Here is a 16,627-nt window from a genome sequence, read left to right as displayed (position 1 = left end):
ACCGATTGGCGGAGCACCCCCCTGCTTGCGCTAATGTATGTCTCGCAGCGAGCGAGCGCCGCCCGGGAAGGCCCGAGGTGGATCCGATCGGTGCAACGCAGCAATCCCCTGTAGCTCAATTGGCAGAGCAGCCGGCTGTTAACCGGCAGGTTACTGGTTCGAGTCCAGTCGGGGGAGCGCGATCCCCTGTAGCTCAATTGGCAGAGCATTCGGCTGTTAACCGGAGGGTTACTGGTTCGAGTCCAGTCGGGGGAGCGAGACGGAAGAGGACCCTTCGGGGTCCTTTTTCGCGTCTACGGGAACCATGTGGGGCGCGCTGCGGTCTTCATGGTCGAGCAGAGCCGATCATCCGGAGCAGGAGATCGTATGAGCGGCTATGCTGCGGCAGACGGCGCGCACACATGTACGCGCCTCACCGTACGGGGCGGTAGCTCAGCCGGTTAGAGCAGCGGACTCATAATCCGTCGGCCGTGGGTTCGAGTCCCACCCGCCCCACCGAAGAAAAACGTTCTGACCTGCGAAAACGCCCCCTTGAGGGGTGTTTTCGCGCGTGGCGGGACAGGCGCCTTCGGCCCGTCTCGCCGGGCCTGTGCCTTCTCGGCCGGGGTTCTTGATGGAGCGTCTGTGTAGAGCCACGTCGATGGTCCCACGCGCATCCCGCGGCTCCCGCGTGTGACACGCCGCACACCACACCGAATGTCCGCGCCTTTCTCGGCGCCGGGTCGGTCAGGACGAGACCGGTCGTCGCTGTCAGTCGTGCCCGATACGGTCCGGCCATGGCGGACGCGTACACCACCCTGTGGACCAACGACCTGTGCAAGGAGCTCGTCAAGGGCGGCTTCGAGGGCCGGCGACTGAGTGTGCTGTTCGGCGGCAGGCATCAGTCGCTGCCGAGCTTCGTGCGCGCCGGCGTCCGGCCGGGGGACCGCGTCTACCCCGTACGCGTCTTCCGTCGGCGGATGTGGGTGCTCGGGTCCATGGAGGTCGCCCGCCTGCTGGAGTACGAGACCGTCGGCGACCACCTGGAGATGGAGGACTACCTCCGGCTGGTCCACTGGAAGCCGCTCAAGGCGGGCTGCGTCAGCGAGGTCCTGGTCGGCCCGCCCGGGACGCCGCTGGACTTCGGCACAGCGGTCCCCGGCGACGTCCTCTCCACGCTCACGTACCGGTCACGGCGGAGCGAACGCCGGATCAAGCACGTCGTCGACGGTGAGCTGAGGCACGCCGCGAGCGTGCACGGGATCTACCGCCTCGCCCCTGAGTCCGCCGAAGCCCTGGAGTCGCTCGTCGTGGGCCCGCCCCGGCGGTAGGCGTCGGCCCGAGGCCATGGCCAGGCCCATCAGGACCGCGAGCATGGTCTCGAAGCCGCCGGTATGGCCCTCGGTCCAGAAGAGGGTGAACTCCCCGACCAGAAGTGGAAGTCCCGGCAGGGTCGAGACGAGGGGCGCCTTCCACCACGTCGGGTGGAAGTTCGGGGTCGGGCTGCTGTCGTCCGAGTACGACAACAAAGCCAGGAAATGAGCTTCGGTCGACACAAGCCCGAATAAGCCGATATCCCCGAGAAATCGACGCCGACAATCCGGCGATTCGCCGAGAATCAGCCCTGCTGGGCCGCTTGAGCCTCTCCCGTGCAGGTGGCGCGTCCGAATGCGCCCATCGCCGTGGCGCGCTGGATGTGCTTCTTGCGGATGGTCAGCGTGCACGACGCCTGCCCGCCCTTGCCGTCCAGGACGATGGCGACGGCCGGTGCCTTGCCGACCGGCGCCTGGACCGACTTGGTCCAGGGAAGTTCGACGTCCTTCTCGACCACGGTCGCACCGTCCTCGCCGCGGGCCAGGTACGAGATCTCGGCCGTCCCCGTGCCCGTGACCTCGTACGTCACCTCGGCGGTCGGCGCGGCGCTCGGCTTCGGCCGGTCGTCGGTGCCGAGGGTGCCGTAGGCGACGAGCCCGAGGCAGGCCAGCAGGGCGACGCCGGCGATCAGCAGCCCCCGCCGGACCGGGGAGCCCCCCGTGCTCTCGTGTTCGTTCTCCTCTCGCACGGCGTTTTCAGCGAGTTCATTCGACGACATGAGAGCCCGGCTTTCAGTGGGTGGCTGATGAACCGGGTGGTTATACACCACGCCACCGGCCGCGTGCGAGCGAGCGGAAGAATCGGGCGAACCACACCCCCTTCTGCCAGCCGATTGTCCCTTTATGTCTCGGGGGTTGACCGGGCCTCGAAGGAGTGGCTAGAAATCCCGCTGCAATGCCCGTGAACTCGTGGTTCCCCTCTTCCGCGCGATCACTCCGCATTGCTCCAAGCTGGGCGGAAACCTCCGCACCCGCTCCTTCGGCATGCCCATTTCGCGTGCAGCGACACGGGTATGCCGATACCGAAAGGCATTCGAGGTGAAAGTTCCGTACAGGAGATATCTCTCCTGTCTTGTCGTGTCGGCGGTAGCCGGCACGATGTTGCCGCAGGTCGCCTATGGGGCTCCGCTGCCGCCGGCGACTGGTGACGACAAGAGCGTCTCCGACACGATCGCGGGCTGGTTCTCGGACGACGAGAACCAGGACGGATCCGGGTCCGAGGCGTCCGCGACCGGTGGGGCCTCGGTGCTGCCGAGCCGGGAGAAGCTGCCGAAGGGCAAGGCCGCCGCGAAGCCGAAGCGGGTCGCGGAGCTGACCGGGAAGCGGACGGCGAACGCCCGCTACTGGCAGCTGTCCGACGGCCGGGTGCAGGCCGAGGTGTCGGCGGTCCCGACCGGTTACCGGGCGGGGAAGTCCTGGCAGGACATCGACCCGACGGTCGTCCCGTCCAACGCCCAGGGCTTTGCATTCTCCAACACGACGAACGCGGCGGGAAGTTGGTTCGGTTCGGACGCGGAGCGGCTGCTGCGTTTCCAGGCCGACGGTCACGCGGTGACGCTGGGTCTGAAGGGTGCGGGGAAGCTCGCGCCGGTGGCCAAGGGCGACACGGTCACGTACAAGGACGCGGTGTCCGGTGCGGATCTGTCGTACGTGGTCGGTCCGGGCCGGGTGAAGGAGAACATCGTCCTGGACGCGAAGCCGTCCGGTCCGGTGTCCTTCACCTTCACCCTGAACACCGGTGGCCTGACGCCGAAGCAGAACAAGGACGGCTCGGTCTCCTTCTTCGGTGAGGGCGCGGACCCGGTCCTGGTCATCCCGGCCGCGTTCATGACGGACGCGAAGAAGAACGCCTCCTCGCCGTACGGCTCCGCGTACAGCGGGAACGTGACGCAGAAGCTGACGCGGGCCGGCAAGGGCTGGGACCTCACGGTCACGCCCGACGCATCGTGGCTGGCCGCGCCCGAGCGGCAGTACCCGGTGACCATCGATCCGACGATCTCGATCGCTCCGACGCCGTCGACGGCGCAGGATGTGATGATCTCGTCGGACGGTGCGACGACGAACTATGACGACAACTGGCGTCTGTCGGTCGGTAACACCTCCACGGGTTCTTCGCGTGCGCTGATCCGTTTCCCGGTCAGCAGCATCCCGGCCGGCACCAAGCTGGACTCGGCCGATCTGCGGATGTACTTCGACCAGACGCACACCACGGGTGACACCGAGGTGCAGCTGGAGGCGCACCGGGCGACGCAGGCGTGGACCGAGTCGGGTGCGACGTGGAGCAACGCGAACGCGATCACCGGTGAGTTGTCCGGGACGGCCGTGGTCGTGGACAACGGTGAGGCTGGTCGTACGGCGGCGGTGGGTTCGTGGCCGGCGTCGGGGAACACGGCGTACACGCAGTACGCGGTGAATCAGACGTACATGTACAACAAGGATTCGGTCGCGGGTGACACGTACACCTGGCAGCCGAGTCTTCCCGAGGACGGCACCTATCAGGTCGAGACGCACAACGTCCCGGCCTCGGACCGTGCCACCAATGCGCCGTTCACCGTCACCTATGACGGCGGCACGAAGGCCTACACCGTCAACCAGCAGGCCGGCACCGCCGGCGTCTGGAAGACCCTCGGCTCGCACCCGTTCAAGGCGGGCACCCTCGGCAAGATCGTTCTCGGTGACGGTCCGGCATCGACCACCACGTCCGTCATTGCCGATGCGGTGCGGTTCACGAAGGGTGGTGTGGTCACCAAGCAGCCCGGTGAGCTGAACACCTGGCACACCTTCCCCGTCACCAAGACTGTCCAGTCGTGGATCGACGGTACGAACGTCAACAACGGTTTCGTGATCAAGGCCGGTGACGAGTCCGCGAACGGCCCCAAGGGCGGTCCGCGCTACGAGGGCTCGGAGTTCGGGTACGGCGGCGAGACCGCCAACTACCCCCGTCTCGTCCTCACCTTCGGCCGTCAGGGCGTCGACCTTGCCGCCCCGACCACCATCCACGACACCGGTGCCGAGCTGAACTGGTCCGCGTACCAGGACAAGGACCCCGTCGCAACCGGCGACGACATCGTCGAGTACCAGGTCCACCGCTCGGTCAGCCAGACCTTCACCCCCTCGGCCGCCACCCTCGTGGCACCCGTCACGCCCGGAACCACGTCGTACACCGACACCTCCGCGACGCCGACGAAGGCCGACGACCCCGACCCCTACGGCCGCGCCTACTACTACATGGTCGCGGTCAAGACGAAGGACGGACAGGTCGTCGCCGCGCCCACCCAGCTGGTGCGTCTGCCGAAGGCCGGCCGCACGACGAAGGTGTACGCCGCTTCGCAGGACACCACCCTGTCCTCGACGCAGTCCACCCTCGCGCACGACACCATCGACGACTCCGGCCCGAAGAACTGGCTGTCCGTCGGCAACAACTCCGCCACCTACGGCGACACCCGCGCACTGCTGAAGTTCCCGGCCCTGGGCATCCCCACCACCGCCCGGGTCCTGGACGCCAACGTGCGCCTGTGGTCCACCCAGACCGCCCAGGACACCACCGGCGCCCTCTACGAGCTGCGCCCGCTGACGCGTGACTTCGACGAGGCCACCGCCACCTGGGCCAAGGCCGACGCGGCGACGAACTGGACGACCGCGGGCGGCGACTTCGGCGCCGTCACCGCCGACACCGGGGCCATGACCAACGACCCCGCCCGTCACGACTGGAACGTCACCTCCCTCGCCCAGTCCTGGGTGACCACCCCGGCCTCCCAGAAGGGCGTCGTCCTGAAGATGGCCGACGAGGCCGCCTCCCAGGAGCGCACCCTGTTCCTGTCGTCCGAGGGCACCGAGCCGCGGCTCGCGCCCCGGATCGTGGTCACGTACATCGACTCCACCACGGACTCGACGTACTACGCGCCGCAGACCCCGGCGCGTATGACGCCGAACAGCGACTACACGGTCGACTTCAACCTCACCAACACGACCGCGTCCACCTGGACCTCGGCGGACAACGTCCTGACCTACAAGTGGGCCCTGCCCGACGGCAGCGACGTCACCACCGGCGGCAACCAGGTCCAGACGGCGCTGCCGTCGAACGTCGCCCCGGGCGGCTCGGTCAGCCTGCAGGCGCAGATCAAGACGCCGATCAACTCGGACAACGGCAACAAGCGCACGGACTACGTCCTGACCTGGGACGTCTACAACAAGACGACCGGCACCTGGACCTCCGGCACCTCCGGCATCCCCGGCCTCACCCAGAACGTCGCGGTCGAGGACCCCACCTCCAACAGCCTCGGCCTGGAGAAGTTCTACGGGTACACCGGCAAGAACACCGGTGCCGGCGCCAGCATGATGAACAACATGGCCTCCGGCAACGTCGTGTGGTCGTACAACGCGATCAACAACCCCGGCCGGGGTCTGAACACGTTCTTCCGGATGGCCTACAACAGCCTGGACACCTCCGACACGGTCTCCGGCTACGGCTGGTCCATGCAGGCCTCGGGCCCGATCCGGCTCGGCTCGCCGCTGGACTTCCACCCGAACCCGAACCCGACGGAGATCCGTCTCCCGGACGGTGACGGCACCACGCACGTGTTCCGCTGGGACTCGGCCACCAGCTCGTGGAAGGCACCGGCCGGTGTCCACTACAAGCTGTCCGCCAAGCCCGGTCTGGACTGCACCCCGCTGAAGGACCCGATCCCCGACGCCTGGACGGCGATCCGTCCCGACGGGAGCCGGTTCCTCTTCGGCTGCGACGGCTACCTGACCTCCACGGTGGACAAGAACGGCAACACCATGCTGTTCACCTACGAGGAGCGGAAGTCCAACAACAAGCCCACCAAGTTCCTGAAGTACATCACCGACCCCGCGTCGCGGCAGACGCTGACGGTGGACTACTTCAAGAAGGGCGACAACTCCTACGAGTACGTCTCGGACACCGGCACCATCGCCACGGGTTCGAACCTGACCAACTCCAAGATCTACGACCACGTCAAGTCGGTCACCGACATCTCCGGTCGTAAGATCAACTTCTGGTACACGGACAAGGGTCTGCTCGGCCAGTTCACCGACGGCGTCGGCTCCTCGCAGCCGAAGGTGTTCAAGTTCACCTACGACGCCACGCAGGGCAACAAGAACGTCAAGATGGTGGCGGCCACCGACCCCCGGGGCAACGCCACCAAGCTGGACTACTACGCCCCGCAGACCGGCGACGACCCGAAGTACCACTGGTGGACCAAGACCATCACGGACCGCCTGAACAACAACACCACGTTCGCCTACAAGGCGGACACGGGGAACCCCAACTTCACCGACACCAAGGTCACGGACTCCGAGTCGCACTCCACGGACTACGTCCTCGACGACTTCGGCCGCCAGGTGAAGGCCACCAACGCCAAGTCCCAGTCCATGGACATGTCCTGGGACGCGGACAACAACGTCATCCTCCAGAAGGAGGCGAACGGCGCCCAGACCACCTGGACGTACGACCCGAAGACGGGCAACCCGCTGACGAAGAAGGACGCGGAGGCCAACAAGAACGGCACGGCGGGGACGGTCTACACGTACGTGACCCGTGCGGACGGCTTCTCGGCCGATCTGGCCACCAAGACGTCCCCCGAGGGCCGCAAGTGGCAGTTCGGCTATGACGCCTTCGGCAACCTGAAGACGGTCACCGACCCGATGGGCGCCGCCACCACCTCGGTGCCGGACGACTACACCACGAAGTACGAGTACGACGCGTACGGTCAGCTGACCAAGGCCACCGACGCCAACGGCAACTCGACGGTCAACTCCACCTTCGACGTCATGGGCTACCCCAAGACGATCACCGACGCGGAGAACCACGCCACCTCGTTCGTCTACGACGAGCGCGGCCAGGTCACCTCGGTGACCGACACGCTGGGCACCACCACCACCCAGACCTACGACGTCTACAAGCGTCCGCTGGTCAACAAGGTGCCCAAGGACCAGGCGCAGGGACTGTTCCTCACCACCCCGGCCCCGGTGTACGACGCCAACGACAACGTCACCACCAGCACCGCCCCGGACGGCGTGGTGACCACCGCGGTCTACGACTCCGCGGACCAGGTGACCGAGTCGACCGGCCCGGACAACAACCTGAGCGGTCGCACGACGCGCTACACCTACGACAAGGTCGGCAACCTCAAGACCACGACCGAGCCCAAGGGCGTGGCGACGACCTCCGTCCCGGACGACTACGTCACCACCAACACCTACGACGAGATCTACCAGCTCATGGCGGTGGTGAACGCCCAGGGCGACAAGGTCTCCTACGAGTACGACAACGTCGGCAACGCGGTCACGGTCATCGACCCGAAGAAGAACGCGACCGCCGACACCACCGACTACACCAGCAAGAGCTCCTTCGACCTCAACCACCGCGTCACCAAGGTCACCGACGCGGCGGGCAAGTTCACCACGAGCGAGTACGACAAGGACTCGCTGCTGGTCAGGAGCACCGACAAGGAGGGCAACACCAGCGAGGTCGTCTACGACCAGCGTGGCAAGACGATCGAGCAGCGGGTCCCGTACTCGAGTGGCGTGGTTCGCACCACGAAGTACGAGTACGACCAGATGGGCAACCCCACCAAGGTGATCACCCCGCGTGGCACCGCCACCGCGGCCGTGGACGACTTCACCACCCGCACCGAGTACGACAAGCTCAACCGTCCGGTCAAGAAGTACCAGCCGTACGACCCGGCGGACTCGCGCTACAACGACCCCAACGTCTACACCCAGACGACCTACGACGTGGTCGGCCGCGTCGCGCGGGTCTCCGCGCCGCCGTCGGCGGGGCAGACGGTCCGCAACGACACCGACTACACCTACTTCGACAACGGCTGGGCCAAGACGTCCACCGACCCGTGGGACATCGTCACCTCCTACGGCTACAACACGATGGGCCAGCAGGTCTCGCGCACCCTCACCTCCGCCGGCGGTTCCAGCTCGCGGACCCAGGGCTGGGCGTACTACCCCGACGGCAGCATCCAGTCCCGTTCCGACGACGGCATCCCGGTCGGTGCCCACGTGGTGGTGGCGGACAACTCCGACACCCAGACCACGGCTGCGACCGGTACCTGGGCCACGGCCTCGGCCACCGGCCAGCAGGGCTACGACCACCGCACCCACGCGGCGGGCACGTCGACGGACACGTTCACCTGGACGCTGAACGTCCCGCAGGACGGCAGCTACACCGCCTACGCGAAGTACCCGACGACCTCGGGCGCCTCCACGGCGGCGAAGTACACCGTCACCCACGACGCCGGCACCACCGTCAAGACGGTCAACCAGACCACCGGCGGCGGCACCTGGGTCTCGCTGGGCTCGTTCACCTTCAAGCAGGGGATCGCGTCCAAGATCACCCTGGGGACCGACACCTCCGGCAAGGTCGTCGCCGACGCGGTGAAGATCGTCCGTACGGTCACCGAGACGGACAACGAGAAGAAGAACTTCACCTACTCGTACGACCTCAACGGCAACCTCACGTCGATCACCGACACCTCCTCGGGTGCCAAGATCGACACGTACTCGATGACCTACACCGGCCTCAACCAGGTCCAGAAGGTCAGCGAGTCCCTGTCCGGCGTCGAGAAGAAGGCCACGTCGTTCACCTACGACGCCAACGGCCAGAAGGCGACGACGAGCCACCCGGATCAGTACGCGCAGTACTTCTACGACGCGCGTGAGCTGGTCAAGACGGTGAAGGTCGGCAAGTCCGTCTCGGACGCCTCGCCGAAGGTCACCGACTACACCTACACCGACCGCGGCCTGCGGCTGAAGGAGACCAAGGCCAACGGCAACACGGTCGACTACACGTACTACCTGAACGCGGCGCTGAAGACCCAGACCGAGAAGAAGCCCAACGCCACCCTGGTCTCCTCGCACACCTACGCCTACGACGCCAACGGCAACCAGGCGCAGGACGTCGCGTCCAAGATGAACGCCGACAACCACGGCGCGTACCTGAACTCCACCACGGACTACACGTACGACCCGGTCGACCGGCTCGCCCAGTCCGTGAAGACGGGTACCGGCGCGGGCACCGAGACCTACGTCCACGACAACAACGCCAACGTCGTCACCCAGACGATCAAGAACGTCACGACCAACTACAGCTACGACCGGAACCGGCTCCTGAGCTCCAGCATCGGCGCCGCGACCAACAACTACAACTACGACCCGTACGGCCGACTGGACACGGTCGTCGCCGGCGGCAAGGTGGTCGAGGACCGGGACTACGACGGCTTCGACCACGTGGTCAAGAACGCCAAGCTGCAGACCGACGGGGTCACGACGAAGACGACCACCTACGTCTTCGACCCGCTGGACCGCACGGCGTCCAAGACGGAGGCCGGCAAGACCACCGACTTCAACTACCTCGGTACCTCCAGCGAGGTGCTGAACGAGGCGGTTGCCGGCGCGGTCACCAAGTCCTACCAGTACAGCCCGTGGGGCGAGCGCCTCACGCAGCTGAAGAAGAACACCGACGGCTCCGAGGAGCTCGGCGTCTACGGCTACAACGGCCACACCGACGTCGAGACCCTCACCGACACCACCGGTGACACCAAGTCCACCTACGGCTACACCGCCTACGGCACCAACAACGACGCCGAGTTCACCGGCATCGACAAGCCCGACACGGCGCAGCCCGACAAGGAGGCGTACAACCCCTACCGCTTCAACGGCAAGCGCTGGGACGCCGCCAGCGGCACGTACGACATGGGCTTCCGTGACTACAGCCCCGGCCTGAACCGCTTCACCAGCCGGGACATGTACAACGGCGCCCTCTCCGACATGCGGCTCGGCTCGGATCCCTTCACGGGGAACCGTTACGCCTTCACCGGCGGCAACCCGATCAGCGGCGTCGAGATCGACGGTCACTGGGCCGACTGGTGCGAGGGGAACAACTTCTGCCCCTGGGACGACAACTTCGCCTCCGCCTACGTCGGCGCCGTCGAGACCACCTTCGACTCGCTCGCCGCCCCCGTGCTCGCCGCGGAGCCGGTCCTTCGGGAGCACTGCCCCAGCTGCTTCGGAACGCCCGACAACCCCAATGCCGTGGACCTGGGATTCGAGTGGGTCGCCGGCACCGGGCCCAAGAACCGAACCTTCGGCGGAAACGACGCCGTCACGCAGTCGCTCATGGACCACTACCACGTCCAGCGCGTGCGGGAGATCGCGGCCGACAACATCAATATCGGCAACTACAACATCGGGGCGAAGGTCGCCCAGGAGTACCACAAGGACACGGGGATCACGGACAACCTCGGTCTGAATCACTCGCTGAACTCCAAGACCCTCGTCCTGGACTTCACGTCCAACCTGTCCGCGGCGTTCCTCGGTTCCTACACCATGGACTACACGGTCCAGTCGATCGACAAGGAGGCGGGTACGGCGACCGTTCAATTCCATGTGAGGAACACCAGTGACATGGACTCCGGGACGCATATCGCTCCGGAGCTCGGCGGGTACAGCAAGTGGTGGGGTGAGCACATCGCCGAGCCCCTCCTCAATCACTACGAATCGGGGCGGTTCAGCTCGAAGGAGCAGAACATCTACTGGACGGAGACGATCGACCTCGCCGATCCCAAGGCCCCGTCGCAGTCCTCGTCCTCGTCCTCGTCGTCGGGGGATTCGAGTAGCTTCCTGGACACCGTGACAAGTTTCCTGGGCAGCCTCTTCTGACGGCAGACCGACGCACTCGTTCCCGCTGGTGGACCGGCCGGGACGCGTCCTGAACAACGGCGGGGCTGCCTCCCAGGGATGCCTGGGGGGCAGCCCCGCCGCCCAACGACTGGAAGAAGAAGCCGTGAAGCTCGACCTGATTCACCTGGGGCGCATGGGTCGCGTGGGTCGCATGAGTGCGGGCCTTGCGACTGCCGCCCTGACGGTGATCGCCTCGACCGCTTGCGGGCCGGGCCGACCCGCCCCCGTCTTTCCCGAGGCCGTACAGCATTCCGAACTGGTCGGCCGATGGGACGGGACCGGGGACTCGAAATGCGGCTCGCCGGTGATTCGGCTGCGTGACGACTACACCTTTACCGCCAAGGACCTTCCGGTCGACTGGAACGGCCCCGGACCGGACTCGAAGGTGACACGCCGTTCGGCCGACGGGAAATGGCACGCGGTCAACGAGGATCCCGGTCTGCCGCCCTACCTGGTGCTCCGTTTCGACCACCGGAACGACCGCGAGTTTCTGCCGTTCACCCTGGAGCAGGGGAAGCTGCAGGTGAACGGAACTGTCGAGGCGGACGGGGGGGAATCCTATTCCTTCTCGTGTCACTACAAGCGCATTTCCGCCGACCCGAACTTCGGCTGACGGCAGGCCCGCCCTGAGGTGTGACGCTGATCACAGCTCGGACCCGTGATGATTCGGCGGCCGTTTCCGCTGGCCTGTTGGGAGGACGTGGAAGACCTGCGGTCCTCCCGAGGAACCAGGGGACCGGGGGACCACACCGGTTCACACACGAGGGGTGGTACCGATGGACCGAGTCAGCCGCACGCTGCGGGCCGCCGACATGAGCCGGTACGCCTCCGCGTTCGCCGCCCGCACGACCGCGAAGACGCGGCTCCCCCTCGACTTCTCCGCGGCCAGCCTGCGCATCGTCGACCGCGTGGTCGACGGTCTGCGGCGGGGGGCCGGCGACCCGGCCGGCGCCGCACCGATCCTCCAGGAGCTCGGGGCGTACGTCGGCGAGGTCATCGTCCGGCACGCGCCGGCCCGCTGGGTCGACTTCGACGACATGACGTCCGAGATGTTCCGGCAGCCGGTCGGCGTCCGGACCCCCGACGGACGGGCGTGGAACCCGCTCGGCAAGGTGGTCAACCGCTTCGAGCTGGGCCCCGGCGAATCCGCTCACGAGCTCTTCCTGCTGGTCCCGCGCCGTCCGAAGCCCCTCCCGCTGTCGCCGGGGACGGCGGACGGCCGGCGTCTGACAGCCGCGTAGGGTGATGCCCTGGGCAGCGCTACGCGGGAAGACCAGGGGAAGATCATTTGAGGGCGGACGACGCCACTCTGCAGCATGCGGTGGAACGCGCGCAGAACGGTGACGACGAGGCGTTCGCCGACCTGTACCGGATCGTGCAGCCGGGGCTGCTGGGGTACCTGCGAGGGCTCGTCGGCGAGTACGCCGAGGACGTCGCCTCCGACGCGTGGCTCGAGATAGCCCGCGACCTGGGGCGATTCCGCGGAGACGGCGCGGGGTTCCGCGGCTGGACCGCGACCATCGCCCGCCACCGCGCGCTCGACCATCTGCGGCGCCTGCGCTCCCGCCCGCGCACGGCCCCGTTCGAGCAGGAGGTCCTCGACCTGCCCTCGCCGGGGGAGACGGCGGGCGAGGCTCTGGAGGCCCTGTCCACCGCCGAAGCCCTGGCCCTGGTCGCCGGGCTGCCCCGGGACCAGGCCGAGGCGGTGCTGCTGCGGGTGGTCGTCGGTCTCGACGGACCCGCCGCGGCCCGGGTGCTGGGCAAGCGGGTGGGTGCGGTGCGCTCCGCCGCCCACCGCGGGCTGAAGCGGCTCGCGAAGGACATGCTGGGATGAGTGGTGAAGGCGGTATGCGGGAACACGACGACGTCGAGGCAGCGCTGGCCGCGGCCCTGCGCCCCCGGGGCGTGAACGATGCCGCGGCCCGGGCGGCCCTCGCCGCGTTCCGCACCGCCCGCGACGCGGGCCTGCACGGCTCCCGGCGCACCCGACGCCGCGAGGACTGGCGTCCCGTACCGGAACGCGGCACGGGACGCTCGCTGAAGACCGCGCTGGCGGCCCTGGCCGCGAGCCTGACCCTGGGCGGCGTGGCGTTCGCCGCGGCCGCGACGCACGAGCCCCACGACGACACCGAGAACCGCGCACCCGAAGCGAGCCGCGGCGCGCCTGTTCCGCTGCCGCCGCGGTGGCCGGTGATCCCGCCGTCCGCGTCCCCGGACCCGATCCCGCCGGCCGCCCCTCGCGGAGCCTCCACCCCACCCGGCGCTCCCCACCACGCGGCTCACCCACCCGGGTCGGGCGAAGCCCTCTGCCACGCGTACGGGAAATCCCTGGGCAAGGGAGGTCGGGCGATGGAGGCCGCGGCCCGGGAGCGCCTGGTCGCCGCGGCCGACGGCAAGGACGTCGCGGCCTACTGCGACTCCCTCCAGGCGGCCGCAGAGGTCTCGGGGCAGGGGCACGCCGCCGCCAGGCCCTCCTCCGGCACCCACGCGAAGCCCGAAGCGGGCCCATCGGTCCACCGACTCTCCGCGCCTGCCGGGGATGCGACGGCTGACGGCCAGGCCCGCTGACCACAAGGCCACCGCATGGGACACCCGCCATGCGCCCCTGCCGCCTGTCCGGATAACGCAGATTCCCCCGAGGGCTTCCACCTCTCGTTCACGTTTTCTACGTCGCCGCTTCACCGGTCCGTGGAGCGCCCAGCGCCCAGCGGCGTGATTGTCATGCCCGCAGCCACGGCTGCGTGGTCGGTTGTCGGCCACGCTGAGTTCCGGGCGAAGGGGGCGGCTCCGTGTCTCGGCCACGGTTTCTCTTTGTGTCATGGGTGGACGCCGAAAGACGTCAGGCGCCGGACGAGTGGACGCCGGCCGCGCACCGTACGGAAGCGGTGAGCTGGCGGCTCGTCGGCGCCAACAACCACGAACTCGGACGCGGCCCGGACTTCCACCGGGGCCACTCCGCCTGCCACTCCGCCGTCGTGCGGCTGCGCGACGGGCTCGACCGCGCGGTCCCCCTCGTCACCATGGCCGCCGGCTCCGCCGGCACCTGGACCTGGCAACTCGCCCTGGACGAGCGCTGCGTGGCCGTCGCCGCCCGGACGTACCGGCGCCAGCGCGAGTGCCGCGACAGCCTCCAGCTCTTCCTCGCCGCCGCCGTCGCCGGGCAGGTGGCCACGGGAGTGACGTACACCCGCAGGCTGCGCGGCCTGCGACTGCCCGACGCCGTCCGGGGGAACGTCTCTTGAGCACCGTCACCACCCCGGCCACCGCCGGCGCCGACGTGCCGCGCGCCCGGTCCGCGGCCAAGGACCCCGCCGACCGGCTCTTCCGGATCGGCGCCCGCGGTGCCGGAGCCGTCGTCCTGGTCACCATGACCCTGGTCGGCGTCTTCCTCGGCGTCCGCGCGAGCCAGGCCCTCGCCGGAGCCGGCGGCTCCTTCGTGACCACCCCGGCCTGGGAACCCGACTCCCGTCACTTCGGCATCGCCGCCGTCCTGCCCGGCACCGTCCTCATCGGCGTCACCGCGATCACCTTCGCCCTGCCGCTCGCCCTCGGCACCTCGCTCTACATCACCGAGTACGCGCCCCGCAGGCTGCGCCGGACCCTCGTCAGCCTCGTCGACCTGATGGCCGCCGTGCCCAGCGTGGTCTACGGCCTCTGGGGCTTCTTCTTCCTCCAGCCCCACATCACGGGCCTGGCCCGCTGGATCTCCACCTACCTCGGCTGGATCCCGGTCTTCGCGGTGGAGGGCGCCGACCCGAACGACCCGCTCGCGCCCGCCACCGTCTACACCTCCTCGACCTTCATCGCCGGGATCGTCGTGGCGCTGATGGTCACCCCCATCGCCTGCTCGGTGATGCGCGAGGCCTTCGCGCAGGCCCCGCCCGGCGAGCGCGAAGGGGCCTTCGCGCTCGGCGCGAGCCAGTGGGGCGTCATCCGCACGGTCGTCCTCCCCTTCGGCAAGGGCGGCATCATCGGCGGCACGATGCTGGGGCTCGGCCGGGCGCTCGGCGAGACCATCGCCGTCGTCATGATCATCTCGCCGGTCTTCTTCTTCCAGCCGCACATCCTGGAGAACGGCGCCAACTCCGTCTCCGCGCTGATCGCCCTGCGCTACGGAGCCGCCAGCCCCTTCGGCATGTCCGCGCTGATGGCGGCCGGCCTCTCGCTCTTCCTGATGACCCTCGTCGTCAACTTCATCGCGTCCTCCGTGGTCGCCCGCAGCCGGTCCGGAGCAGGAGCCGAGGCATGACCCTGACCACCGAAGAGACCCGGCCGGCCGCCACGGTCACGCCCGACGTCGTCCCCGACGGCCCCGGAGCGCCCGCCGAGCCCCGCCGCACCACGTCCGTCCTGCACGCGCGCGACGTCTTCGCGCTGCTCGGCTCGGGCGCCGCGGCCGTGGCCCTGACCGCGGTGCTCTTCGGCCGGGTGCTGCCCTTCGACGCCCCGCTCGGCTTCACCGCCGTCGCCCACCTCGCCTTCATGGCGCTGTACGCGGTCCTGATCTCCCTCGACGAGAACAGCGCCACGATCCGCGCCCGGCTCGCCCAGACGCTCGTCCACGCCCTGGCGGCGCTGCTGCTCGCGGCGCTGCTCTTCATCGTGGGCTACGCGCTGTGGCGCGGCCGGGAGGCCCTGCCCCACCTGAACTTCTTCACCGCGGACATGTCCGGCACCGGACCCCTCCAGCCGATCACCGACGGCGGCATGCTGCACGCCATCGTCGGCACGCTCCAGCAGATCGGCATCGCGCTGCTGATCACGGTGCCGCTGGGGCTCGCCTGCGCGGTCTTCCTCAACGAGGTGCCCGGCCGGTACGCCACGTTCGTCCGCACCATCGTCGAGGCGATGACCGCCCTGCCGTCCATCGTGGCCGGCCTGTTCGTCTACGCCACCGCCATCCTCGCCCTGGGCCTGGGCAAGTCCGGCTTCGCCGCCTCCCTCGCCCTCTCGGTGATGATGCTGCCGATCATCATCCGTGCCTCGGACGTGGTCCTCCGTCTGGTGCCCGGCTCGCTCAAGGAGGCCTCGTACGCGCTGGGGGCCGGGCAGTGGCGCACGGTGTGGACGGTGACGCTGCCCACCGCACGCTCGGGCCTGACCACCGCCGTGATCCTCGGCACCGCCCGCGGCATCGGCGAGACCTCCCCGGTGCTGCTGACCTCGGGCGCCGCGACCGGCCTCAACGTCAACCCCTTCGACGGGCCGCAGACCTCGCTGCCGCTGGCCACCTTCACCCTGGTGGCCTCGCCGGAGAAGAACATGATCGCCCGCGGCTTCGGCTGCGCCGCCCTGCTGATGGCCCTGGTCCTGCTGCTGTTCCTGCTCGCCCGGGTCATCGGCGGCCGCGGCCCCGGCCAGCTGAGCCGGCGTCAGCAGCGGCTCAGGACCGCGGCCTCGCTGCGCGACCTGGAGCGGATGGGGGGCCACCCCGGCCCGTCGGCCGCGGCACCAGGCCGCCCGCCGAGCCCGGAGGGGCCCGGGCCCGAGGCCTCCGGCGCACCGCCCGCGGGCGGCTGACCACCGCCGATCCGGCGCGGCACGACCGCGCCCCGTACGCC

10 protein-coding genes and 3 tRNA genes are annotated in these 16,627 nt (G+C 68.6%); 12 read left to right on the top strand and 1 reads right to left on the bottom strand.

All coding sequences use genetic code 11. The features are described from left to right. Positions 1-104: 104 nt before the first annotated feature. From AB5J54_RS13165 to AB5J54_RS13150, 4 genes are all read left to right on the top strand, one after another. Positions 105-177 (top strand) — tRNA-Asn (locus tag AB5J54_RS13165). Between the two features lie 5 nt (positions 178-182). Continuing rightward, positions 183-255: transfer RNA gene (locus AB5J54_RS13160), tRNA-Asn, on the top strand. 166 nt (positions 256-421) lie between these two features. Continuing rightward, positions 422-495: transfer RNA gene (locus AB5J54_RS13155), tRNA-Ile, on the top strand. A gap of 281 nt (positions 496-776) precedes the next feature. Continuing rightward, positions 777-1,310, top strand: coding sequence for a hypothetical protein (locus tag AB5J54_RS13150; protein WP_369144108.1), 534 nt, complete (start codon positions 777-779; stop codon positions 1,308-1,310). Positions 1,311-1,597: 287 nt separating this feature from the next. On the opposite strand, the gene AB5J54_RS13145 is transcribed toward AB5J54_RS13150, so the two are convergent. Further along, positions 1,598-2,041, bottom strand: coding sequence for an MmpS family transport accessory protein (locus tag AB5J54_RS13145; protein WP_369144107.1), 444 nt, complete (start codon positions 2,039-2,041; stop codon positions 1,598-1,600). 409 nt (positions 2,042-2,450) lie between these two features. Here AB5J54_RS13145 and AB5J54_RS13140 point away from each other — a divergent pair, with 409 nt between their 5' ends. The 8 genes from AB5J54_RS13140 (at position 2,451) to pstA (ending at position 16,586) form a co-directional block, all read left to right on the top strand. Continuing rightward, positions 2,451-11,045, top strand: a complete 8,595-nt coding sequence (locus AB5J54_RS13140) for a DNRLRE domain-containing protein (RefSeq protein WP_369149316.1) — start codon at positions 2,451-2,453, stop codon at positions 11,043-11,045. A 124-nt stretch (positions 11,046-11,169) separates the two neighbouring features. Then, positions 11,170-11,679 (top strand): hypothetical protein, encoded by a 510-nt coding sequence (locus AB5J54_RS13135; protein WP_369144106.1) that lies wholly within the window; start codon positions 11,170-11,172, stop codon positions 11,677-11,679. Positions 11,680-11,842: 163 nt separating this feature from the next. After that, positions 11,843-12,307, top strand: coding sequence for a hypothetical protein (locus AB5J54_RS13130; protein ID WP_369144105.1), 465 nt, complete (start codon positions 11,843-11,845; stop codon positions 12,305-12,307). Positions 12,308-12,354: 47 nt separating this feature from the next. Then, on the top strand, positions 12,355-12,900 hold the full coding sequence (locus AB5J54_RS13125; RefSeq protein ID WP_369144104.1) for an RNA polymerase sigma factor: 546 nt from the start codon (positions 12,355-12,357) through the stop codon (positions 12,898-12,900). 14 nt (positions 12,901-12,914) lie between these two features. Then, complete coding sequence (locus tag AB5J54_RS13120) at positions 12,915-13,634, top strand: hypothetical protein (RefSeq protein ID WP_369144103.1); 720 nt, start codon at positions 12,915-12,917, stop codon at positions 13,632-13,634. A gap of 254 nt (positions 13,635-13,888) precedes the next feature. Beyond that, positions 13,889-14,308, top strand: coding sequence for a hypothetical protein (locus tag AB5J54_RS13115; RefSeq protein ID WP_369144102.1), 420 nt, complete (start codon positions 13,889-13,891; stop codon positions 14,306-14,308). Then, positions 14,305-15,315, top strand: a complete 1,011-nt coding sequence (gene pstC, locus AB5J54_RS13110; protein ID WP_369144101.1) for a phosphate ABC transporter permease subunit PstC — start codon at positions 14,305-14,307, stop codon at positions 15,313-15,315. The genes AB5J54_RS13115 and pstC overlap by 4 nt, the downstream gene beginning before the upstream one ends. Next, positions 15,312-16,586, top strand: coding sequence for a phosphate ABC transporter permease PstA (gene pstA, locus AB5J54_RS13105; RefSeq protein ID WP_369144100.1), 1,275 nt, complete (start codon positions 15,312-15,314; stop codon positions 16,584-16,586). The genes pstC and pstA overlap by 4 nt, the downstream gene beginning before the upstream one ends. The last annotated feature ends 41 nt before the right edge of the window (positions 16,587-16,627 follow it).

Source organism: Streptomyces sp. R44 (assembly GCF_041053105.1).
GTDB lineage: Bacteria > Actinomycetota > Actinomycetes > Streptomycetales > Streptomycetaceae > Streptomyces.
Note: the sequence above shows the minus strand (reverse complement) of the source record. Positions and strands in the feature narration are given on the sequence as shown.